This is a genomic window from Yinghuangia seranimata (genome assembly GCF_029953285.1).
In the GTDB taxonomy this organism is placed as follows: Bacteria; Actinomycetota; Actinomycetes; order Streptomycetales; family Streptomycetaceae; genus Yinghuangia; species Yinghuangia seranimata.
This window is the reverse complement of record NZ_JASAOI010000040.1, coordinates 102,019-118,130: the sequence shown is the minus strand read 5'-3', so window position 1 is coordinate 118,130 and position 16,112 is coordinate 102,019. Positions and strand designations below refer to the sequence as shown.

The 16,112-nt window shown below is 72.1% G+C and carries 14 protein-coding genes; 7 read left to right on the top strand and 7 right to left on the bottom strand.

Annotated elements, in window-relative coordinates; all coding sequences use genetic code 11:
- Window positions 1-460 precede the first annotated feature (460 nt).
- Complete coding sequence (locus QI554_RS25605; protein ID WP_281472709.1) at window positions 461-1,888, top strand: MBL fold metallo-hydrolase RNA specificity domain-containing protein; 1,428 nt, start codon at window positions 461-463, stop codon at window positions 1,886-1,888.
- A 116-nt stretch (window positions 1,889-2,004) separates the two neighbouring features.
- Here QI554_RS25605 and QI554_RS25600 read toward each other — a convergent pair whose 3' ends face one another.
- Window positions 2,005-4,761 carry a cation-translocating P-type ATPase gene (locus QI554_RS25600; protein WP_281472708.1) on the bottom strand — a complete coding sequence of 919 codons (2,757 nt, stop codon included), beginning with the start codon at window positions 4,759-4,761 and terminating at the stop codon, window positions 2,005-2,007.
- A 267-nt stretch (window positions 4,762-5,028) separates the two neighbouring features.
- Between QI554_RS25600 and QI554_RS25595 the strand changes: the two genes are divergently transcribed.
- Window positions 5,029-5,922: a universal stress protein gene (locus QI554_RS25595; RefSeq protein WP_281472706.1), complete on the top strand. Its 894-nt coding sequence runs from the start codon at window positions 5,029-5,031 to the stop codon at window positions 5,920-5,922.
- A gap of 202 nt (window positions 5,923-6,124) precedes the next feature.
- Here QI554_RS25595 and QI554_RS25590 read toward each other — a convergent pair whose 3' ends face one another.
- The 6 genes from QI554_RS25590 to QI554_RS25565 all read right to left on the bottom strand — a co-directional run bounded on the left by QI554_RS25590 (window position 6,125) and on the right by QI554_RS25565 (window position 12,332).
- Window positions 6,125-7,300 carry an ABC transporter permease gene (locus QI554_RS25590; RefSeq protein ID WP_281472704.1) on the bottom strand — a complete coding sequence of 392 codons (1,176 nt, stop codon included), beginning with the start codon at window positions 7,298-7,300 and terminating at the stop codon, window positions 6,125-6,127.
- Complete coding sequence (locus QI554_RS25585; protein WP_281472702.1) at window positions 7,297-8,466, bottom strand: ABC transporter permease; 1,170 nt, start codon at window positions 8,464-8,466, stop codon at window positions 7,297-7,299. The genes QI554_RS25590 and QI554_RS25585 overlap by 4 nt, the downstream gene beginning before the upstream one ends.
- 6 nt (window positions 8,467-8,472) lie before the next feature.
- Entirely contained in the window at window positions 8,473-9,438 is a 966-nt protein-coding gene (locus tag QI554_RS25580) for an ABC transporter ATP-binding protein (protein WP_281472701.1), read from the bottom strand.
- Window positions 9,435-10,097 carry a DUF4389 domain-containing protein gene (locus tag QI554_RS25575; protein WP_281472699.1) on the bottom strand — a complete coding sequence of 221 codons (663 nt, stop codon included), beginning with the start codon at window positions 10,095-10,097 and terminating at the stop codon, window positions 9,435-9,437. Before QI554_RS25575 ends, QI554_RS25580 begins: the two co-directional genes overlap by 4 nt.
- Complete coding sequence (locus QI554_RS25570) at window positions 10,094-11,221, bottom strand: site-2 protease family protein (RefSeq protein ID WP_281472698.1); 1,128 nt, start codon at window positions 11,219-11,221, stop codon at window positions 10,094-10,096. Before QI554_RS25570 ends, QI554_RS25575 begins: the two co-directional genes overlap by 4 nt.
- 442 nt (window positions 11,222-11,663) lie before the next feature.
- Window positions 11,664-12,332, bottom strand: coding sequence for a response regulator (locus QI554_RS25565; RefSeq protein ID WP_281472696.1), 669 nt, complete (start codon window positions 12,330-12,332; stop codon window positions 11,664-11,666).
- Between the two features lie 375 nt (window positions 12,333-12,707).
- Between QI554_RS25565 and QI554_RS25560 the strand changes: the two genes are divergently transcribed.
- The 5 genes from QI554_RS25560 (at window position 12,708) to QI554_RS25540 (ending at window position 16,030) form a co-directional block, all read left to right on the top strand.
- Entirely contained in the window at window positions 12,708-12,848 is a 141-nt protein-coding gene (locus tag QI554_RS25560) for a hypothetical protein (RefSeq protein ID WP_281472694.1), read from the top strand.
- An 85-nt stretch (window positions 12,849-12,933) separates the two neighbouring features.
- Entirely contained in the window at window positions 12,934-13,542 is a 609-nt protein-coding gene (locus QI554_RS25555) for a DoxX family membrane protein (RefSeq protein WP_281472693.1), read from the top strand.
- 252 nt (window positions 13,543-13,794) lie between these two features.
- The gene (locus QI554_RS25550) at window positions 13,795-14,391 is read left to right on the top strand and encodes an Rv1733c family protein (protein ID WP_281472692.1); all 597 of its coding nucleotides are present in this window, start codon (window positions 13,795-13,797) and stop codon (window positions 14,389-14,391) included.
- Between the two features lie 257 nt (window positions 14,392-14,648).
- Window positions 14,649-15,551 carry a GAF domain-containing protein gene (locus QI554_RS25545; protein WP_425528048.1) on the top strand — a complete coding sequence of 301 codons (903 nt, stop codon included), beginning with the start codon at window positions 14,649-14,651 and terminating at the stop codon, window positions 15,549-15,551.
- 32 nt (window positions 15,552-15,583) lie between these two features.
- Window positions 15,584-16,030, top strand: coding sequence for a hypothetical protein (locus QI554_RS25540; protein WP_281472691.1), 447 nt, complete (start codon window positions 15,584-15,586; stop codon window positions 16,028-16,030).
- The last annotated feature ends 82 nt before the right edge of the window (window positions 16,031-16,112 follow it).

The following is a 16,112-nucleotide window of genomic DNA, read 5'->3' as shown; positions in this document are numbered from 1 at the left end:
CGGGATCAGGGGCCGAACACGGCCTGGTACGCCTCCTGGCCATTGGTGACCAACAGCGTCAGTTCCCTGGGCCGTTCGAGAGAGGTAGTCGCTCACGTCCGCTCCTGACTGGGCGCACGCGACCCGCGCAGGGGTGAGTGCGGGGGCCGGTGCGCCGGCGTCGCCGCCGCTGCGGAGTGGGCAGGGCAGCCCGGATGGGTGGGCCGTTGGTCCCTGCCGCCCTTCGCCGCGCGGTGATGGGCTGTGGGCGCGGGAGAGGCCCGCGACCGGCACCGAGGTGCCGACGAAGTCTTGTGAGCAGGCCATGCGTTGCGTCCAGATCACCAAGAGGTCCGTCCGCACGCGCCCCCGGCCCCCGCTGGACCTGCGTACGCCGTCCGGACGCCCGCTCCCGTACTGAGCGGGCCGGCACCTGTCAGTGGACAAATCCCAGGGCACCCCGCCCGGCAAGGAGAACCCGATGACCAGCATCGACGGCAGTTCGGCGGCCCCGTTGGCCCGACCGGCCATGTTGACCTTCCTTGGCGGCACCGGAACGGTGACCGGCAGCAAGTTCATGGTCGAATCCGAGCACGCCCGTGTGCTCGTGGACTGTGGGCTCTTCCAGGGCCTGGCCGAACTGCGGCGCCGCAACTGGAAGCCGCTGGCGCTTCAGGCCGAGGACGTCGACGCCGTCGTCCTCACCCATGGCCACCTGGACCACTGCGGGTACCTGCCCCGGCTCGTCCGCGAGGGGTTCCGCGGCCGGGTGGTCTGCACGCCGAACACCGCACGGCTGGCTGAGCTCGTGCTGCGCGACAGCGCGCGGCTGCTCGCGGAGGAAGCCGAGCACGCGAACCACAACGGCTGGTCCCGACACCACCCGGCGGAACCGCTGTACGAGGACAAGGACGTCGACCAGGCCCTGGCGCTCTTCGAGCCCAGCCCGATCGGGACCGACGTCGTCATCGCGCCGGGCACCACGCTTCGGCTGCACCACGGGGGCCACATCCTCGGGTCGGCGTGGGTGCACCTGACCCTCGAGGACGGCCACACTCTCGCGGCGAGCGGCGACCTCGGGCGCCCGGTCCACCCGCTGCTCCGTCCGCCGGAGCCGTTCTCCGGAGCCGACGTGCTGCTGGTGGAGTCCACGTATGGCAACCGCCACCACGACGACGTCGCCGCCCGGACGCGCTTCGCGGACACCATCGCCGCCACCCTCGCGCGCGGCGGCACCGTGCTGATCCCCTCGTTCGCGGTCGACCGCACCGAGGTCGTCCTGCACGAGCTGGCGGAACTGCGCCGTGCCGGCCGGTTGCCGGCCTCCGTGCCGGTGTACGTCGACAGCCCCATGGCCCTCGCCGCGTTGCGGATCTACCAGGACGCGTTCGCCGCGCAGGCCCCCGAGTTGCGTCCCGATCTCAACGAACTGGGCACCAGCGCCCTCGATTCCGCGCCGTTCACACCGATCCGGTCCCCGCGCGAATCCGCGGAAGTACGCGAGTCGAACGGGCCGTGCGTCATCGTCTCGGCCTCGGGCATGGCCACCGGCGGGCGCGTGGTCCGCCACCTCCGGAACCTGCTGCCCGACCCGCGCAACACGGTCCTGATCGTCGGATTCGCCGCGGCCGGCACTCGGGCCCGCGACCTGGTCGACGGTGCACGCACGCTGAAGATGTACGGCACGTACGTGCCGGTCCGCGCGCACGTGGCGAACGTGCCCGCCTTCTCCGCGCACGCCGATGCCGACGAGATCCTCGACTGGCTGCGCGACGCGCCGCCGCCCCACGCGGTCTACCTCGTCCACGGCGAACCCGACGGCTCGCAGGCACTGCGCGACCGGATCGACCGCGAACTCGGCTGGACCGCGGTCGTCCCGCGCCTGGGTGAACGCGTCCTGGTGCGCTGAGATCACTCTGAGCTTGGACATCGACCCTTGCGGCCACGGCGTTGCCCAACGCCGTGGCCGCTTCGGCGACCCGCGCTTGGGACAACCTCACGGGCGACGGCGACGAGGCGTGACCGCTACGCGCTTGTCCGGCGGTGGTGGGCGCGGCGGAGTTCGTCGGCGCCCCAGACGATCACCGGGAACGGGGCGATCAGTGCCAGGACGTCGAGTGGAAGCGGCGCGGTGCCGAACACACTCTGCAGTGGCGGCGCGTAGAGCAGTGCCGCGGTGAACGCGAGCTCAAAGGCGACACCCCACAGCAGCAGGCTGTTCGTCGCGAAGCCGACGGATTTCAGCGACGCGTGCTCGGTGCGGGCTGCGAACGCGGTGCCGACCTGGCAGGCCACGATGCCTGCGAAGGTAGCGGTGGTGGCCTCAAGGTAGGCGTGGTGGAGCGGGCTGCCGGGCCCGGTTGCGTCGCCCGGGTGCCAGCCGGCCCGGAGCAGCACGTAGAAGAACGCGCCCATCACGAGGACGGCGGAGATCAGGCCGAGGAAGAGCCATGCCCGGTACAGGAGATCGCCGCGGATCACGCTCTCCTTGCGGGAGCGCGGCGGTCGGTTCATGAGGCCGGGTTCGGACGGCTCGCGGCCGAGGGCCAGCGCCGGGAGGGTCTCGGTGCCGAGGTCGATCGCGAGGATCTGGAGCACCGTCAGCGGGAGCGGGACGCGTCCGCCGGACAGTGCGAAGACCAGGAACGGGATCAGCTCCGGGGTGGCGTGCGCGAAGATGTAGAGGATGAACTTGCGGACGTTGTCGTAGACCCGGCGGCCCGCCTCGATCGCCGCGGCGATGGTGGCGAAGTTGTCGTCGGTCAGGACGGCGGTGGCGGCCTCGCGGGCGACGTCGGTGCCGCCGAGCCCCATCGCGATGCCGATGTCCGCGCGGTGTAGCGCTGGTGCGTCGTTGACGCCGTCGCCGGTCATCGCGACGACGTGTCCGGCCGCACGCAGGGCGTCGGCAATCCGTAGCTTCGCCTCGGGTGAGCTGCGCGCGAACACGATCTCGTGGCCGCCGGCCAGGAGTTCGTCCAGCTCCGCCTCCGACATCGTGTCGAGTTCGTCACCGGTGACAGTGCGGACGCCTTCGACGCCGATGCCTACTTGCCGCGCGATGTGCGCGGCGGTGACCGGGTGGTCGCCGGTGACGACGTGGATGGTGAGCCCGGCGTCGTGGCATCGCCGGACCGCGTCGGGGACCTCCGGGCGCGGCGGGTCGGCGAACGCGACAAGGCCCAGGAGTCGCAGGTCCCGTTCGACGTCTCCGCGTTCGTCGGGCACGTCGGACGAGTCGGCCAAGGAGCTGTCGGCGGCGGCGAGCACCCGCAGGCCGCGCTCGGCGAACCCGCGTAGCGCGTCGTCCATGCGGACCCGGTCGGCGTCGGTGAGCGGCCGGGTGGTCCCGGCCTCGAGGATGCGTGTGCAGCGCGGCAGGACCGCCTCGGGCGCGCCTTTGACGTCCAGGCGCAGGCCGTCGTCCCGCCGTGACACGGTCGACATGAGCCGCAGCGAGGCGTCGAAGGGGAACAGGTGGACGCGGGTGGCGTCGCGGACGTCCTCGGACGCCCCGACCTGCGCGGTGCGTCCGGCGCTCAGCAGCCCGAGTTCCATGGGGTCGCCGCCCGCCGGACGGTCGTTGCGGGCGCTGGTCGCGGTGGTGCAGGTGGTAAGCGCGTCGAGCAACTGCCTCTCGTCGCCGCCGAGTCGGTCATCGGGCACACAGTCGGACATGGTGGACGCGCCGCGCAAGGCCACGACGCTCATGCGGTTCTGCGTGAGCGTGCCGGTCTTGTCGGTGCAGATCACCGAAGTCGAGCCGAGCGTCTCCACGGCACTGAGCCGCTTGACCACGGCCCCGCGCTTGGCAAGCGCCCGTACGCCGACCGCGAGGGCGAGGGTGATGGTCGGCAGGAGGCCTTCGGGGACGTTGGCGACCAGCAGCCCGACCGCGAACAGGAACGCGTCCTTGACCGACAGCCCGGCCAGCACACCCAGCGGAAGGAACGCCAGGCCGATGCCCACCGCGACCGCGGCGATGATCCACGCCACCCGCTTCACCTGGACCTCGAGCGGGCTCGGCTCGCGGGTGACACGGTGGCTCAGCGCGGCGATCCGACCCAGTTCGGTGTGGTCGCCGGTCGCGTACACGAGGGCGTGGGCGCTGCCGTCGACGCACGCGGTTCCGCTGAAGACCAGGTCGGGTGCCTGGAGCAGTGCTGCGGTGCCGTCGCCGTGGTCCGCGCCGCGGCGCACCGGGACCGATTCGCCGCTGAGGGCGGACATGTCGACGTCGAGGGTGCCGTCGACGATGTGGGCGTCGGCGCAGATCCGGTCGCCTTCGGCGAGGATGAGCAGGTCGCCGGGGACGACAGTGGACGTGTCCACGGACTGAGGCACCCCGTCGCGGACGACCCTGGCCTGTTCGGGCAGGTAGCGGCTGAGTGTCTCGACCGCCCGTTCTGCTTGGCGCTCCTGGACGAAGGCGAAGGCGGCGTTCAGCACCACCACGGCGAGGATGGCGTAGCCGAGCGCGGGAGTCCCGGCCACGAAGGCGAGCACCCCGGCGCCGATCAGCAGCAGAGCCAGCGGGTGCACGAACTGGGCGGCCAGGTCGCGCCACCAATGGCGGCCGCCCCGGCGCCGAATGGCGTTCGGCCCGTATGCGACCAACCGGCGCATGGCCTCGCGTTCGGCGAGCCCGTCGGCGCCGCACCGCAGGTCGCGCGTCAAACGCTGCAGCGACTCGCGCGGGTCGGGGTCGGCCTGCGGGGCGAACTCGCCGACGGCGTCGGACCGGTCGTCGCGCGTGTGTTCCGCGGTTCCGTGGAAAGCCATCTCGTCTCCGTGCGGGGCGTGCCGCGCGTCCCGGGATGCGGGCTGCCGCGGGCGTCGAAGGGTCCAGCGTGTGGCCGTTGCGGCCAGGCGTGCAGGGCCGTTCGGCCCGGCACGTGCCGGAGGTCTCAGGCGGCGTGCAGCGGGGGAGACGGCGCAGGGGGAGACGGTCCGAGGACAGGGCCGGACGGCTCTGTCGGGTTCCCCGGGCGGATTGCACAGTCGAAGCAAGGCCGGCACGGGTCGGTCATCGGTGAAAGGGGCCGACCCATGGCCGGATACAGCGCAACCGCACCGATCGTCGTCGGTGTCGAGGACAGTGAGGCCGGACGTCTGGCCGTCGAATGGGCCGCCGACGAGGCCGCCTTGCGCGAGCGGAGCCTCCTCCTGGTCCGCGCCCTCGACTGGCCGCCCGGGGCGAACCCGGAGCCCGCCGACGACCGACCCTGGGAGACCTGGAGCGGGCGCTTCCGCACCGCCGGGCAGCAGGCACTGGACACGGCACGCGCGCAGGCACTCGCCCGCCGGCCCGAGCTGACGGTGGCCGCGCAGCTCTACGACGGGACGCCCGAGCAGGTACTGCGCTCGGTGTCCGCGGAGGCTTCCGTCGTCGTCCTGGGCTCGCGCCGCCTGTCGTCGCTGCGCGAGGCGCTGACCACCGGAAGCATCGCCGTCCCGGTCATCGCCCACGCGGCCTGCCCGGTCGTCGTCGTGCGGCATCCCGCACACGACGCGTCCGTTCCGCCGACGGTGGTCGTCGGCGTCGACGGCTCGCCGGAGTCGGAGCAGGCGCTGGCGTACGCGTTCGAGGAAGCGGCGCCGCGCGGCGCGGGCGTGCTCGCGCTGTGGGCCTGCCAGCTGCCGATGATGCCGGTTGCGGGAATGGCCGCCGACGCACTGGCTCAGGACGCCCGCGACACGATGGACCACATGCTGGCCGACGTGGTCGGCAAGTACCCCGATGTGCCCGTCCGCAGGCAGATCGGCTTCGACCACCCGGTACGGATGCTCGCCGACGCCTCAAAGACGGCGCTTGCCGTCGTCGTCGGCACACGCGGCCTGGGCGGCTTCCGCGGCATGCTGCTCGGCTCCGTCAGTCACGGGCTGGTCCACCACGCCCAGTGCCCGCTGATCGTGGTCCCGCGGAGTGCCGAGGGCGACTGAGCGCCCGTGGGCGCTCGCCTCCGCGCCACCCGAGTCGTTCGGCGGCCTGACCTGCGCGCAGGGCCGCCGAGCGGCTGCCGCGCGTGGCACCGAACACGGTCGCTTCATTCTCGTCGCCTCCTCTGCGGCGTCGCGACGGCCGCGACGCCTTCAGCGTCCGGGCCGGCCGGCGGGGCCGCACGGGCCGAACGGGCTTTGGGGTTCACCGGGTCAGCCTCCGGTGCAGCAGGGCCACGGCGAGGGTGAGGAGTCCGGCCGCGAACGTCGCGAGCACGGCCAGGTGGCGGCTGATGTCGGCGAGGCCGCCGTGCTGTGACAGGAGCACCGTCCAGCCGTCCACGGCCCAGCCGTGCGGCACCGCGTGGCCGACCGTTCGCAGCCACGTCGGGACGATGGTCAGCGGCCACATGCAGCCGCCCAGCATGCCCAGGCCGATGCCCAGCGCGGGCCCGATCGCGCTCGCCTGCTCCGGCGTACGGAACAGCGCGCCGGACAGCATGCCCGCGCCGGTGCCGACCAGCGCCCACATGGCGACGAGCGCGGCCGCGGCGACCGGGTCGCCCCAGGAGACGCCGAACAGCAGTCCGCCGATGCCGACGATGACCAGCGATTGGAACACCGCCAGCGCTGTGTAGGCGAGCGTTTCCCCGAAGATCAGGTCGCGGGTGCCGATCGGGGAGGCCAGCGCACGGGAGTAGACGCCGAGCCGTCGGTTCTGCACGATCACCGAGCCGACCGCGAGCGAGTTGAGGAACACGAACAGGACGAGCATGGTCGGAGTGCTGTAGTTGAAGCCGAGTGGGAGGACACGGCTGTCGCCGCCTGCGGCGTCGGTGGCGACGGTGATCGGGGCCGCGCGCGCCTCCTGGGTGGCCGCCTGGTCGAGCATGGTGTCGAACGGGCCGCCGGTCTCGACGGCGGCGAAGTGCGCAGCCTGGAGGCGCCCCGCGTGGTCGGCGACCACGGCGGCGACCGAGGAGACGGCCGCGAAGCCGCTGCCGCCCCGGGGTTCGACCAGCACGGGAACCGTGATGTCGTGTCCGGCGCGGATCTCGGAGTCCAGGCCCGCGGGAATGACCACGACGGCGTCCAGCTCACCGCGGCGCAGCGCGGTGCGGGCCGCGGATTCGCCGTCCAACCGCCGGATCTTCAGCCCGGGGTCGTGCGAGAGTTGGTCGGTCAGCTGGGTGGCGATGGGGCCGGACGGCGGCGCCACGACGCCGACCCGGAAGCGGTCGAAGTCGGTGACGGTCGCGCCGATCACGATGATGATCGCGGCGGGCAGCATCACCATGAAGAACAGCGCCGTGCGGTCGCGCAGCATCCGGGTGAGGGTGGCGCGGGTGACCGCGAACGCGGGCGGCAGCGGGATGCTCATGCCGGCCTCCTCAGCCGCAGCAGGACGAGGGTGAGTACAGCGGTCGCCGCGGAGAACACCGCGATCCCGGCGAGCGGCGCGGCGACCGCGCTCCAGCCGCCGATGCCGGTGCCCAGGTCCGTGAACCCGCGCAATGCCCAGCCGTTGGGGGTGAACAAGGCGAGCCTGCGCAGCGCGGGCGGCGAGGCGGAGGCGTAGACGAAGTTCCCGCCGAGCAGGGCGAGGGCGAACACGATGATGGACGCGATGCCCTCGGCCTGACGCTCGGTGCGGGCTAGCACGGTCACGAGCGTGGTCAGGCAGACGACGGCGACCGCCATCGCGGCACACAGTACGGCGACGCCGAACGGGTCCGCCCAGCGGGCGCCGAAGACCAGCCACGAGACGGTGGTGACGGTGCCGAGGCTGACCAGGCTGTAGACGAACGTCGACAGCGACTTGCCCAGCAGGACGGTGCCGCTGCCGATCGGTGCGGCGGAGATCCGGTCCAGGGTGCCCTGTTGTTGTTCGGTGAAGTAGCTTCGGGCGCCGAAGCCGACCATGAAGAAGACGAAGAAGATGCCCATGCCAGGTGCGAAGTAGCTGACCGTCTTGAGCGGGTCGTCGGTCAGGCCGCGTGCCTCGATGCGCTCGGGGGCATGCAACTGTGCTGCTCTGGCGGCGAGTTCGGTGGTACTAGCGGCGGGTACGCCGGCCGCGAGTGCGGTTTGCACGGACAGCCGGTCGGCGTTGATCTGGGCGACATAGGACTCGGTGACACCGCGCACCAGTTGCGCAGCCAGCGCGTGGTCGACGTCGTCGAGAACGGTCGGCGACGGCGGGGTGCCGCCACCGGCCAGTGCCGCGGTGAACCCGGCGGGAACGACCACCGCGGCATCGATGTCCCCGGCGTCGACGGCGCTGCGCGCGGCCTCGGCGGTCGGGTAGCCGCGCAAGGTGACGGTGTCGGACAGTTCGGGGCTGCCGAGCACCTGGCTGAGGCCGGCCGCGGCGGGTCCGCCGTCGAGGTCGACGACGCCGACCTTGGCGTGCAGGTTGATGTTGGAGAACGCCAGGCCCATCAGGCCGGCGACGACGATCGGGGCGAGCAGGAACAGCACGAACGCGGACTTGTCACGCAGGCGTTGGCGCAGGTCCTTGCGTGCGATGGCGAACAGCGCGGACACGGCGTCTCACTCCCTCAGGGCGGTGCCGGTCAGGTGCAGGAACACCGCCTCCAGGTCCGGCTCGACGATTTCCACACCGCGGATCCGGACGTCCACGCGGTGGGCGAGGTCGAGGAGTTCGGGCAGCAGGCTGCGTGCGTCGCGGACGAGGATCTGCACGGTGTCGCCGTGGTCGCCGCCGACGTCGACCCGGTCCACGCGGTCGAGCAGGCGGCATTCCGAGACGTACTTGGCCAGTTCACCGGAGGCGGTCAGCAGCACGCGGTCGCGTTCGGCGACCGTCGCGACCAGTTCCCGCTGGGTGCCCTCGGCGATCATGCGGCCGTGGTCGATGATGCCGATGCGGTCGCAGAGCCGTTCGGCCTCCTCCATGTAGTGGGTCGTGTAGAGCACCGCCATACCCTCCTCGCCGAACCGGTGGACGCTGCCGAGGATCGCGTGGCGGCTCTGCGGGTCGACGCCGACCGTCGGCTCGTCCAGGACCAACAGCGAGGGTGAATGCACCAGTGCTGCACCGATGTTGAGGCGGCGACGCATGCCGCCCGAGAGGCTGTCGACACGGTCGCGGGCACGCTCGGTCAGGTCGACGAGGTCGAGCACGGCGTCGACCCTGCGTTCCAGCGCGCGGCCGCGCAGCCGGTACAGGCGGCCGAAGAAGCGCAGGTTCTCGCGGACCGTCAGGTCGGGGTAGAGCGCGATGTCCTGCGGCACGTAGCCGATCAGCTTCTTGGCGGGGTCGGCGGCGGTGCTCACCGTCTGTCCGGCGATGCGCACCGAGCCTTCATCGGCGTGCAGCAGGCCGCACACCATGCGGATGGTCGTGGTCTTGCCGGCCCCGTTCGGGCCGATCAGTCCGTACGTCTCGCCCGGGGCGATCTCGAAGCTGACACCGTCGACCGCGGTGCGTTCACCGAAGCGGCGGACAAGCCCTGCGCATTCCAGGAGCTCGCCGTCGTTGCTGCTGTCCGTCATGGCGAGGCCTCCGGCTCACGTGCGCCCTGGTCGAGGCGGAACGGCGGGTACACGTCCGTCATGAGCGCGGCGTAGGCGCCGACGCGCCACGTCCAGCGGTTGAGGCCCATGACGAAGTCGAACAGGCCCCGTGGGTAGCGGCTGGTGAACAGCAGGGCGACCGCCGCGATCAGCACGAGGCAGGCGATGAGGCCCGGACCGCGCCAGAAGCCGGACGTGAACGCTACGACCACGAGGTACTGCGGCAGCGCGAGCAGCCACCACTTGACCAGGACCAGGCCGCGGGAGAGCCGTTCCGGGTAGGCGATGTCGAGGCGTGCGGGGTAGTCGGGCTCGGTGCCCAGGCTGAACGGCGGGTAGCGGTCGGTTCCGAGCGCGTCGTAGCCGTAGAACAGGACGCGCCAGGTCCAGCGCAGCACGCCGACGTTGAAGTCGAACAACGCGCGCGGGTAGCGCTCGGTGAACAGGATCGCGAAGAACGCCACGACGGTGGTGAGGACGAACGCGATCCACAGGAACACCAGCACGATCACGTGCGGGATGAGCAGCAGCCACTTGACCAGCCACAGCCAGCGCGACAGTTCGGGCTGCAGGTCGCCTTCGACGCGCACGGGGTGCGCGGCGGCGGTCTTCGGCGCGTTCGGGGTCGTCTCGGTCATGCCGCCTTCCTTCCGCGCAGGGGTGCCTGGTGGAGCACCCGGTTGACGTCGTCGTGCGTGACCATGCCGACCAGGCGGCCGTCCTGCGTGACGAGTACGGCTGCCGGTGCCGTCCGCAGCGCGGCAAGTGCGCTGTCGGCAGGGTCGTCGGGGGTCAGCGGCGCGGGCGTCGGGAGGGCAAGTACAGAGACCCGGGTCGCGGCGCGCAGGGGAGCGGGGACCGCACCCAGGGCGTCGAGCGTCACGGCGCCCCCAGGGAACGCGTCGAGGTCGAGTAGCGGGAACACGGTCTGCCGTGACTGCAGCGCCACCCGGTCGGCGGCGTCGGCGACGCTGGTCCACGACGCGATGGTGTCCGGGTGCGGGGTCATGACGTCGGCGACGGTCAGCCCATCAAGTGAATGCGCCAGCGTGCTCTGCACCGCCTCGCCACGGGCCGCGGTCATGACGAACCAGCCGAGCAGCACGAACCACAGACCATCGCCGGTCGCGCCGGTGAGGATCAGCAGGACGCCGAGAGCCAGGAACGCCCCGCCGAGCCGGCGCCCGGCCCGCGCGGCGGACTGCAACGCCCGCTCGCGGTCGCCGGTGTGCCGCCAGACCAGGGCGCGCAGTACCCGGCCGCCGTCCAGGGGTGCGCCGGGCAGCAGGTTGAACACGCCCAGGATCAGGTTCATCACGCCGGTCCACATCAGGGCCAGCGCGACCAGGTCAGGGGCGCCGACGGCGTGCGCCGCGTACGCCCCCGCGGTCGCGGTCGCGCCGATCGCCAGGCTGGTCGCCGGGCCTGCGAACGCGACCCGCAGGTCGGTGCGCCAGTCCGGCGGCTCGTCCTCCAGCTCGGCGATGCCGCCCAGCAGCCACAGCGTCACGGACTTGACCCGCATCCCGTGCCGCCGGGCCACGACGGCGTGCGCGGCCTCGTGGGCGAGCAGCGATGCCAGGAAGACCGCGCCGGTCGGGATCGCGACGGCCCAGGCCAGCGCGGTCGACGGGTGGCTGTCCGCTGCGGGCAGGATCCGCGTGGCCAGCACGGTCACGATCAGGACGAGCACCGCGAGCGCGGACCAGTGCGCCCCGACGGGCACCCCCTTGACCCGGCCCAGTCGGATCGACTGCCTCATCTTCGGCTCCCGGAACAGGCGCGGTCCGGGGGCAGCCGGTACCACGCGTCGGATCGGCGAAAGTCGCCACATGCCTCACCGTGGCGCCGCGACCAGCCGCGCCATCAGGGCCGACCGGCCCTGTCCGGCGGGCCCGTCGCCCCGGTGCGGCGGTCAGGAAGCGCTGAGGAGGCGAGTAGCACCGCGGTGCCGTGTACGCGGTCGGCGGCCAGGTCGGCGAGCGCCCGGTCGGCGTGGTCGAGGGGTACGTCCAGGTGGCCGCATCGAGCCCGATCGCGTGGGCCGGCCGCAGGAACTCGGAGCCGTCCTGCCGGGGTGTTCGCGGTGACGCTGCGCACCTTCCGGAACGCGGCTGAGCGCGACGAGGCGACCGCCGTGGCGGCCCGGAAGGTGTACGTGCAGCGCGTTGCCACCCGCATGGCGGGTATGCCGTGGCGCGTGGTCAGCCGGCGCCGTGCGCCTTGTCCTGTTGCACCTCGGTGGCGAACACGGCCGCCTGGACACGGCGTTCGAGGCCCAGCTTGTTGAGGAGGGCGGAGACGTAGTTCTTCACCGTCTTCTCGGCGAGCTGCATCTTCTCGGCGATCTGGCGGTTGGTCAGGCCCTGGGTGACGAAGCCGAGGACTTCGCGTTCGCGGGCGGAGAGGTCGGCCAGGCGGGGGTCGACGGTGTTGCCGGTGCGGACGCGTTCGAGGACCTTGGCGGTGATGACCGGGTCGAGGAGCGACTGGCCGGCGGCGACGCGGCGGACGCCGTCGACGAGGTCGGTGCCGCGGATCTGCTTGAGGACGTAGCCCGCGGCGCCCGCCATGATCGCGGCGAACAGGGCGTCCTCGTCGTCGTACGACGTCAGGATCAGCGCCTGGATGTGCGGGAACCGCGAGCGGACCTCGCGGCACACGTCGATGCCGCTGCCGTCCGGCAGCCGGCCGTCCAGGACCGCGACGTCCGGGTTGAGGGCGGGGATGCGGCGCATGGCCTCCTGCGCGGACGCGGACTCGCCCACCACCTCGATGTCGGGCTCCGCGCCGAGCAGGTCGGCCAGGCCGCGGCGGACGATCTCGTGGTCGTCCAGCAGGAACACGCGGATCGGGGCGCTCGGGGACGTCATGACAGGCTCATCTCTTCCGCTGCGGAGGCTTTCAGTGTCGCAGGCGGTACGGGGGTACGTCAGGCGTCGTCGCGCAGGAGCGCGGCCAGGATGCCGAGCAGGTCATGGTCGGTCCGGCGCTCGGCGGAAAAGCTGCCGACGTCCGCCAGTTGATGGTCGACATACGCCTGCGCCGCCACGCGTGGATCCGTGACCACGGCGAGGACATGCCCGAGATCAGCGGCCGGCAGTGGGCCGACCCGGAACCAACCGGCCATTAGTCCCCGTTGGTCGGGCCGCCCAGCACTGGGGGCGAACTCCCCCTGAGCGAGACGGTGTTCCTGCGGGCGAGAACGCAAGCCGCTCGCCTCGCAGACGCACGACAGGAGGCTGGCCGTGTTCGTCCTCGGCACGTACTTCTGGACCGTCTTCGGACTGGTCATCGGCTGCGCCATGGTGATCGCCGCGCTGGCGGCCGCCGCGCTCGGCGGACCTACCCGGCACCACCACCACGGGCATTACCGCCGCCAGCACTGACCGGCACCCCGGCACCCCTCTCGTCCCGTTCACCCACGGCGCCGGGTACCACCGCCCGGCGGCCCACCCACCAGGGGGAACCACCATGGCCACGCCGCACACCTCCCGCTTCACCGGCGGACTCCACCTGCACCGCCGTTCCCGCACCGACGCCGCGACCGCCACGCTCAGCGCCGCCACCGTGCGCGAGGCCTCGGTCGCCGCGCTGCGGGTCCTGCTCGGCTTCGTCTTCCTGTGGGCCTTCCTCGACAAGACCTTCGGCCTGGGCTACGCCACCAAGTCCGGCAGCGGCTGGGTCGACGGCGGCTCGCCCACCAAGGGCTTCCTCTCCCACGTCGACACCGGGCCGTTCGCCTCGACCCTGCGCGGCTGGGCCGGCGACACCTGGGCCGACTGGATGTTCATGATGGGCCTGCTCGGCATCGGCGTCGCCGTCATCCTTGGTATAGGCCTGCGCGTCTCCGCCGTCTCCGGCACCGTGATGATGGCGCTGATGTGGATCGCCGAGTGGCCGCCCGCCAAGCACACCGAGAAGGGTGCGCTGACCGCCTCCACCAACCCCTTCGCGGACTACCACGTCATTTACGCCATCGCGCTCATTGCTCTCGCCGCGGTCGCCGCAGGCAGCCGTTACGGACTGGGGGAACGCTGGGCCAAGCTCCCGATCGTCGAGCGCAACCGCTGGCTGCGCTGACGGGCAGCGACCAAGCGTCCGAACGGGCCCCGCCGGATTTCCTCCCGCGGGGCCGTTCACGCGCGAACTGCTATGCCGGCGCGGCGCCGTGGGTAGGCCGAACGGCCTGCCCGAGCGGGCCCCACTCCCCATGTGCGGCGGTGGACGTCCCGGCAGATTGGACACCAGACGGCGGGACGCCGTGGCCCGAGGCCGAGTGTCCGCCACCCCGAACGATCCCTGACAACGGCACGGCCGAGCGGAGGAACCCCCATGAGCGCCAAGGCAGAACAGTCGCAGGGCGCCCGGCCCACCCGTCTTCGGTGGCGCTGGCACCGCAACCCGATACGCACCCGCGGCCAGGCCGCGCACGAACTGTTCGTCACGATGCTCGTGCTCGCGGCTCTGGCCCTTCCGGCACTGGGATTTATCGCCGGACGCGCCCAGTTCGACGTGGCGGACGCCCGCAGCCGACGCGTCGCCGCCGAGAACCACCCCGTGACCGCGGTGCTGCAGAACAACGTCTACGGCTCCGGCTCCTCCCTGCGCGGCGGAAAGACGACCGCGGCGGTGTCCTGGACGGCCGCCGACGGCACCGTGCGTGTGGGGACGGCCGCCGTCCAGTCATCCGGCGACAAGGGCGACACGACGACCATCTGGCTCGACGCCGCCGGCAACCCTGCCGGCGCCCCGGCGCCCCATGACCGGGTCGTCCTGAACGCGATCGGCGCGGGACTGCTGACGCTGCTCGGCGGCCTCGGGGTCGTGCTCGTGATCTACGCCGCCGAGCACACCGCCTTCATGCGCTCGCGCATGGGTGCCTGGGCCCGCGAGTGGGAGCAACTCGCGCCCGAGTGGTCCAGGGCCTGAACCCCGTCGAGCACGACCCGGCCGACCGCCTGGCTGACTCCGAGCGACACATCCCCTACGACCGAATGCCTCCGCAGGATGGGGTCGTGCAGCTGCAGCCCACGTGAGCCTCCGCGCAATTCCGAGTGCCCGTTCCGCTGGAACGGGCACTCTCACATGCGGTGTCCCACACGCAAGCGACGTCGTCAGCCAGGCACAATGGCGACAACGACTGCGTCGAGGCGATCATGGGCTGCCTCAGCCGCGTGGGGAGAGTCATGCCGCACGAAGCCAAACCCACCACGGCGCGCGAGCGCACGCCCATCCCGCGTATGCGCCTGGACGAGCTTCTGGACGAACTCCAGGCCCACATCGGGGTCGTTCGCGCCACCCGGGACCGGGTGCACACCCTCCTCGAGGCGGTGCTGGCGGTCGGCAGCGACCTGGAGCTGGAGACGGTGCTGCGGCGCATCGTCGAATCCGCGGTCTCGCTGGTCGACGCGCAGTACGGCGCGCTCGGCGTGATCGGCGACGAGGAGCGCCTCGCGCGCTTTCTGCCGGTCGGCATGGACGCCAAGACCATCGCCAAGATCGGCCCGTTCCCGTCCGGCCAGGGCATCCTCGGATTGGTCATCCGCGACCCGCACCCGATCCGGTTGCACGAGATCTCCAAGCACGCCGACTCGTTCGGGTTCCCGGCCAACCATCCGCCGATGCACACGTTCCTCGGCGTGCCGATCCGGATCCGCGACGAGGTCTTCGGGAACCTCTACCTGACCGAGAAGCGCGGCGGCGCCGACTTCGACGAGGATGACGAGGCGGTGCTGCGCACCCTCGCCGCCGCCGCGGGCGTCGCGATCGACAACGCGCGCCTGTACGACCAGGCGAAGCGGCGCGAGCAGTGGCTGACCGCAGCGTCGGACCTCACCCGGAGCCTGCTGTCCGGTGCGGCTCCGTCCGACGCGCTGCGGGCCTTCGCGGCCACCGTGCGCGAGATGGCCGGCGCCGACCTGGTCGCCATCGCCGTCCCGGTGCCGGGCACCGACGACCTCGTCGTGGACGCCGCCGACGGCGAGCAGGCCGAAGCGGTCCGCGGCCTCGTCCTCAGCGGCCACTCGACGCTGGCCGGGAAGGTCTACAGCTCCGGCGATGTACGGGCGGCGTCGCGTCGACGGTCGTAAAATTCGGGGTACCAACGGGCATTGGGGGGCGAGTGCTGGACCAGGCGATGATCGCGTTGGCGTCGGCGGGCGGGGCTGCCGTGGTGCAGGCCGCCGGGACGGACGCGTGGCAGGGGTTCCGCGACCGGGTGGCGCGGCTGTTCGGGCGCGGTCGCTTGACGGACGTGCAGGTCACCGCGGAACGCCTCGACCGCACCGCCGCCGAACTCGCGGCCGCGGACCCGGTGGCGCTGACGGTGACACGGGACCGGGCCGCGGCGTCGTGGCAGACCCGCTTCGAGGACTTGCTCGAGAGCCTCGACGAACAGGAACGGCAAATGCTGGCCGCCGAGTTGCGTCGGACCTTCGGGGCGGCAGGTCGAGGCATCGCGGTCGCGGGGGACGTGTACGTCGACGCCGACCGCGGTTCGGCCGCGGCGGTGGTGATGGGCGACGTGTCGATCACAAACCCTTCCCGGCCGGACGCGGCACAGGCCTGACCGCGTCCGGAGGAGCCGCGGCCCCGTCGGTCGTGGCCGGCAACGCCGTGGTGGCGCACCACGGATCGGTCGCGGTCGGCCA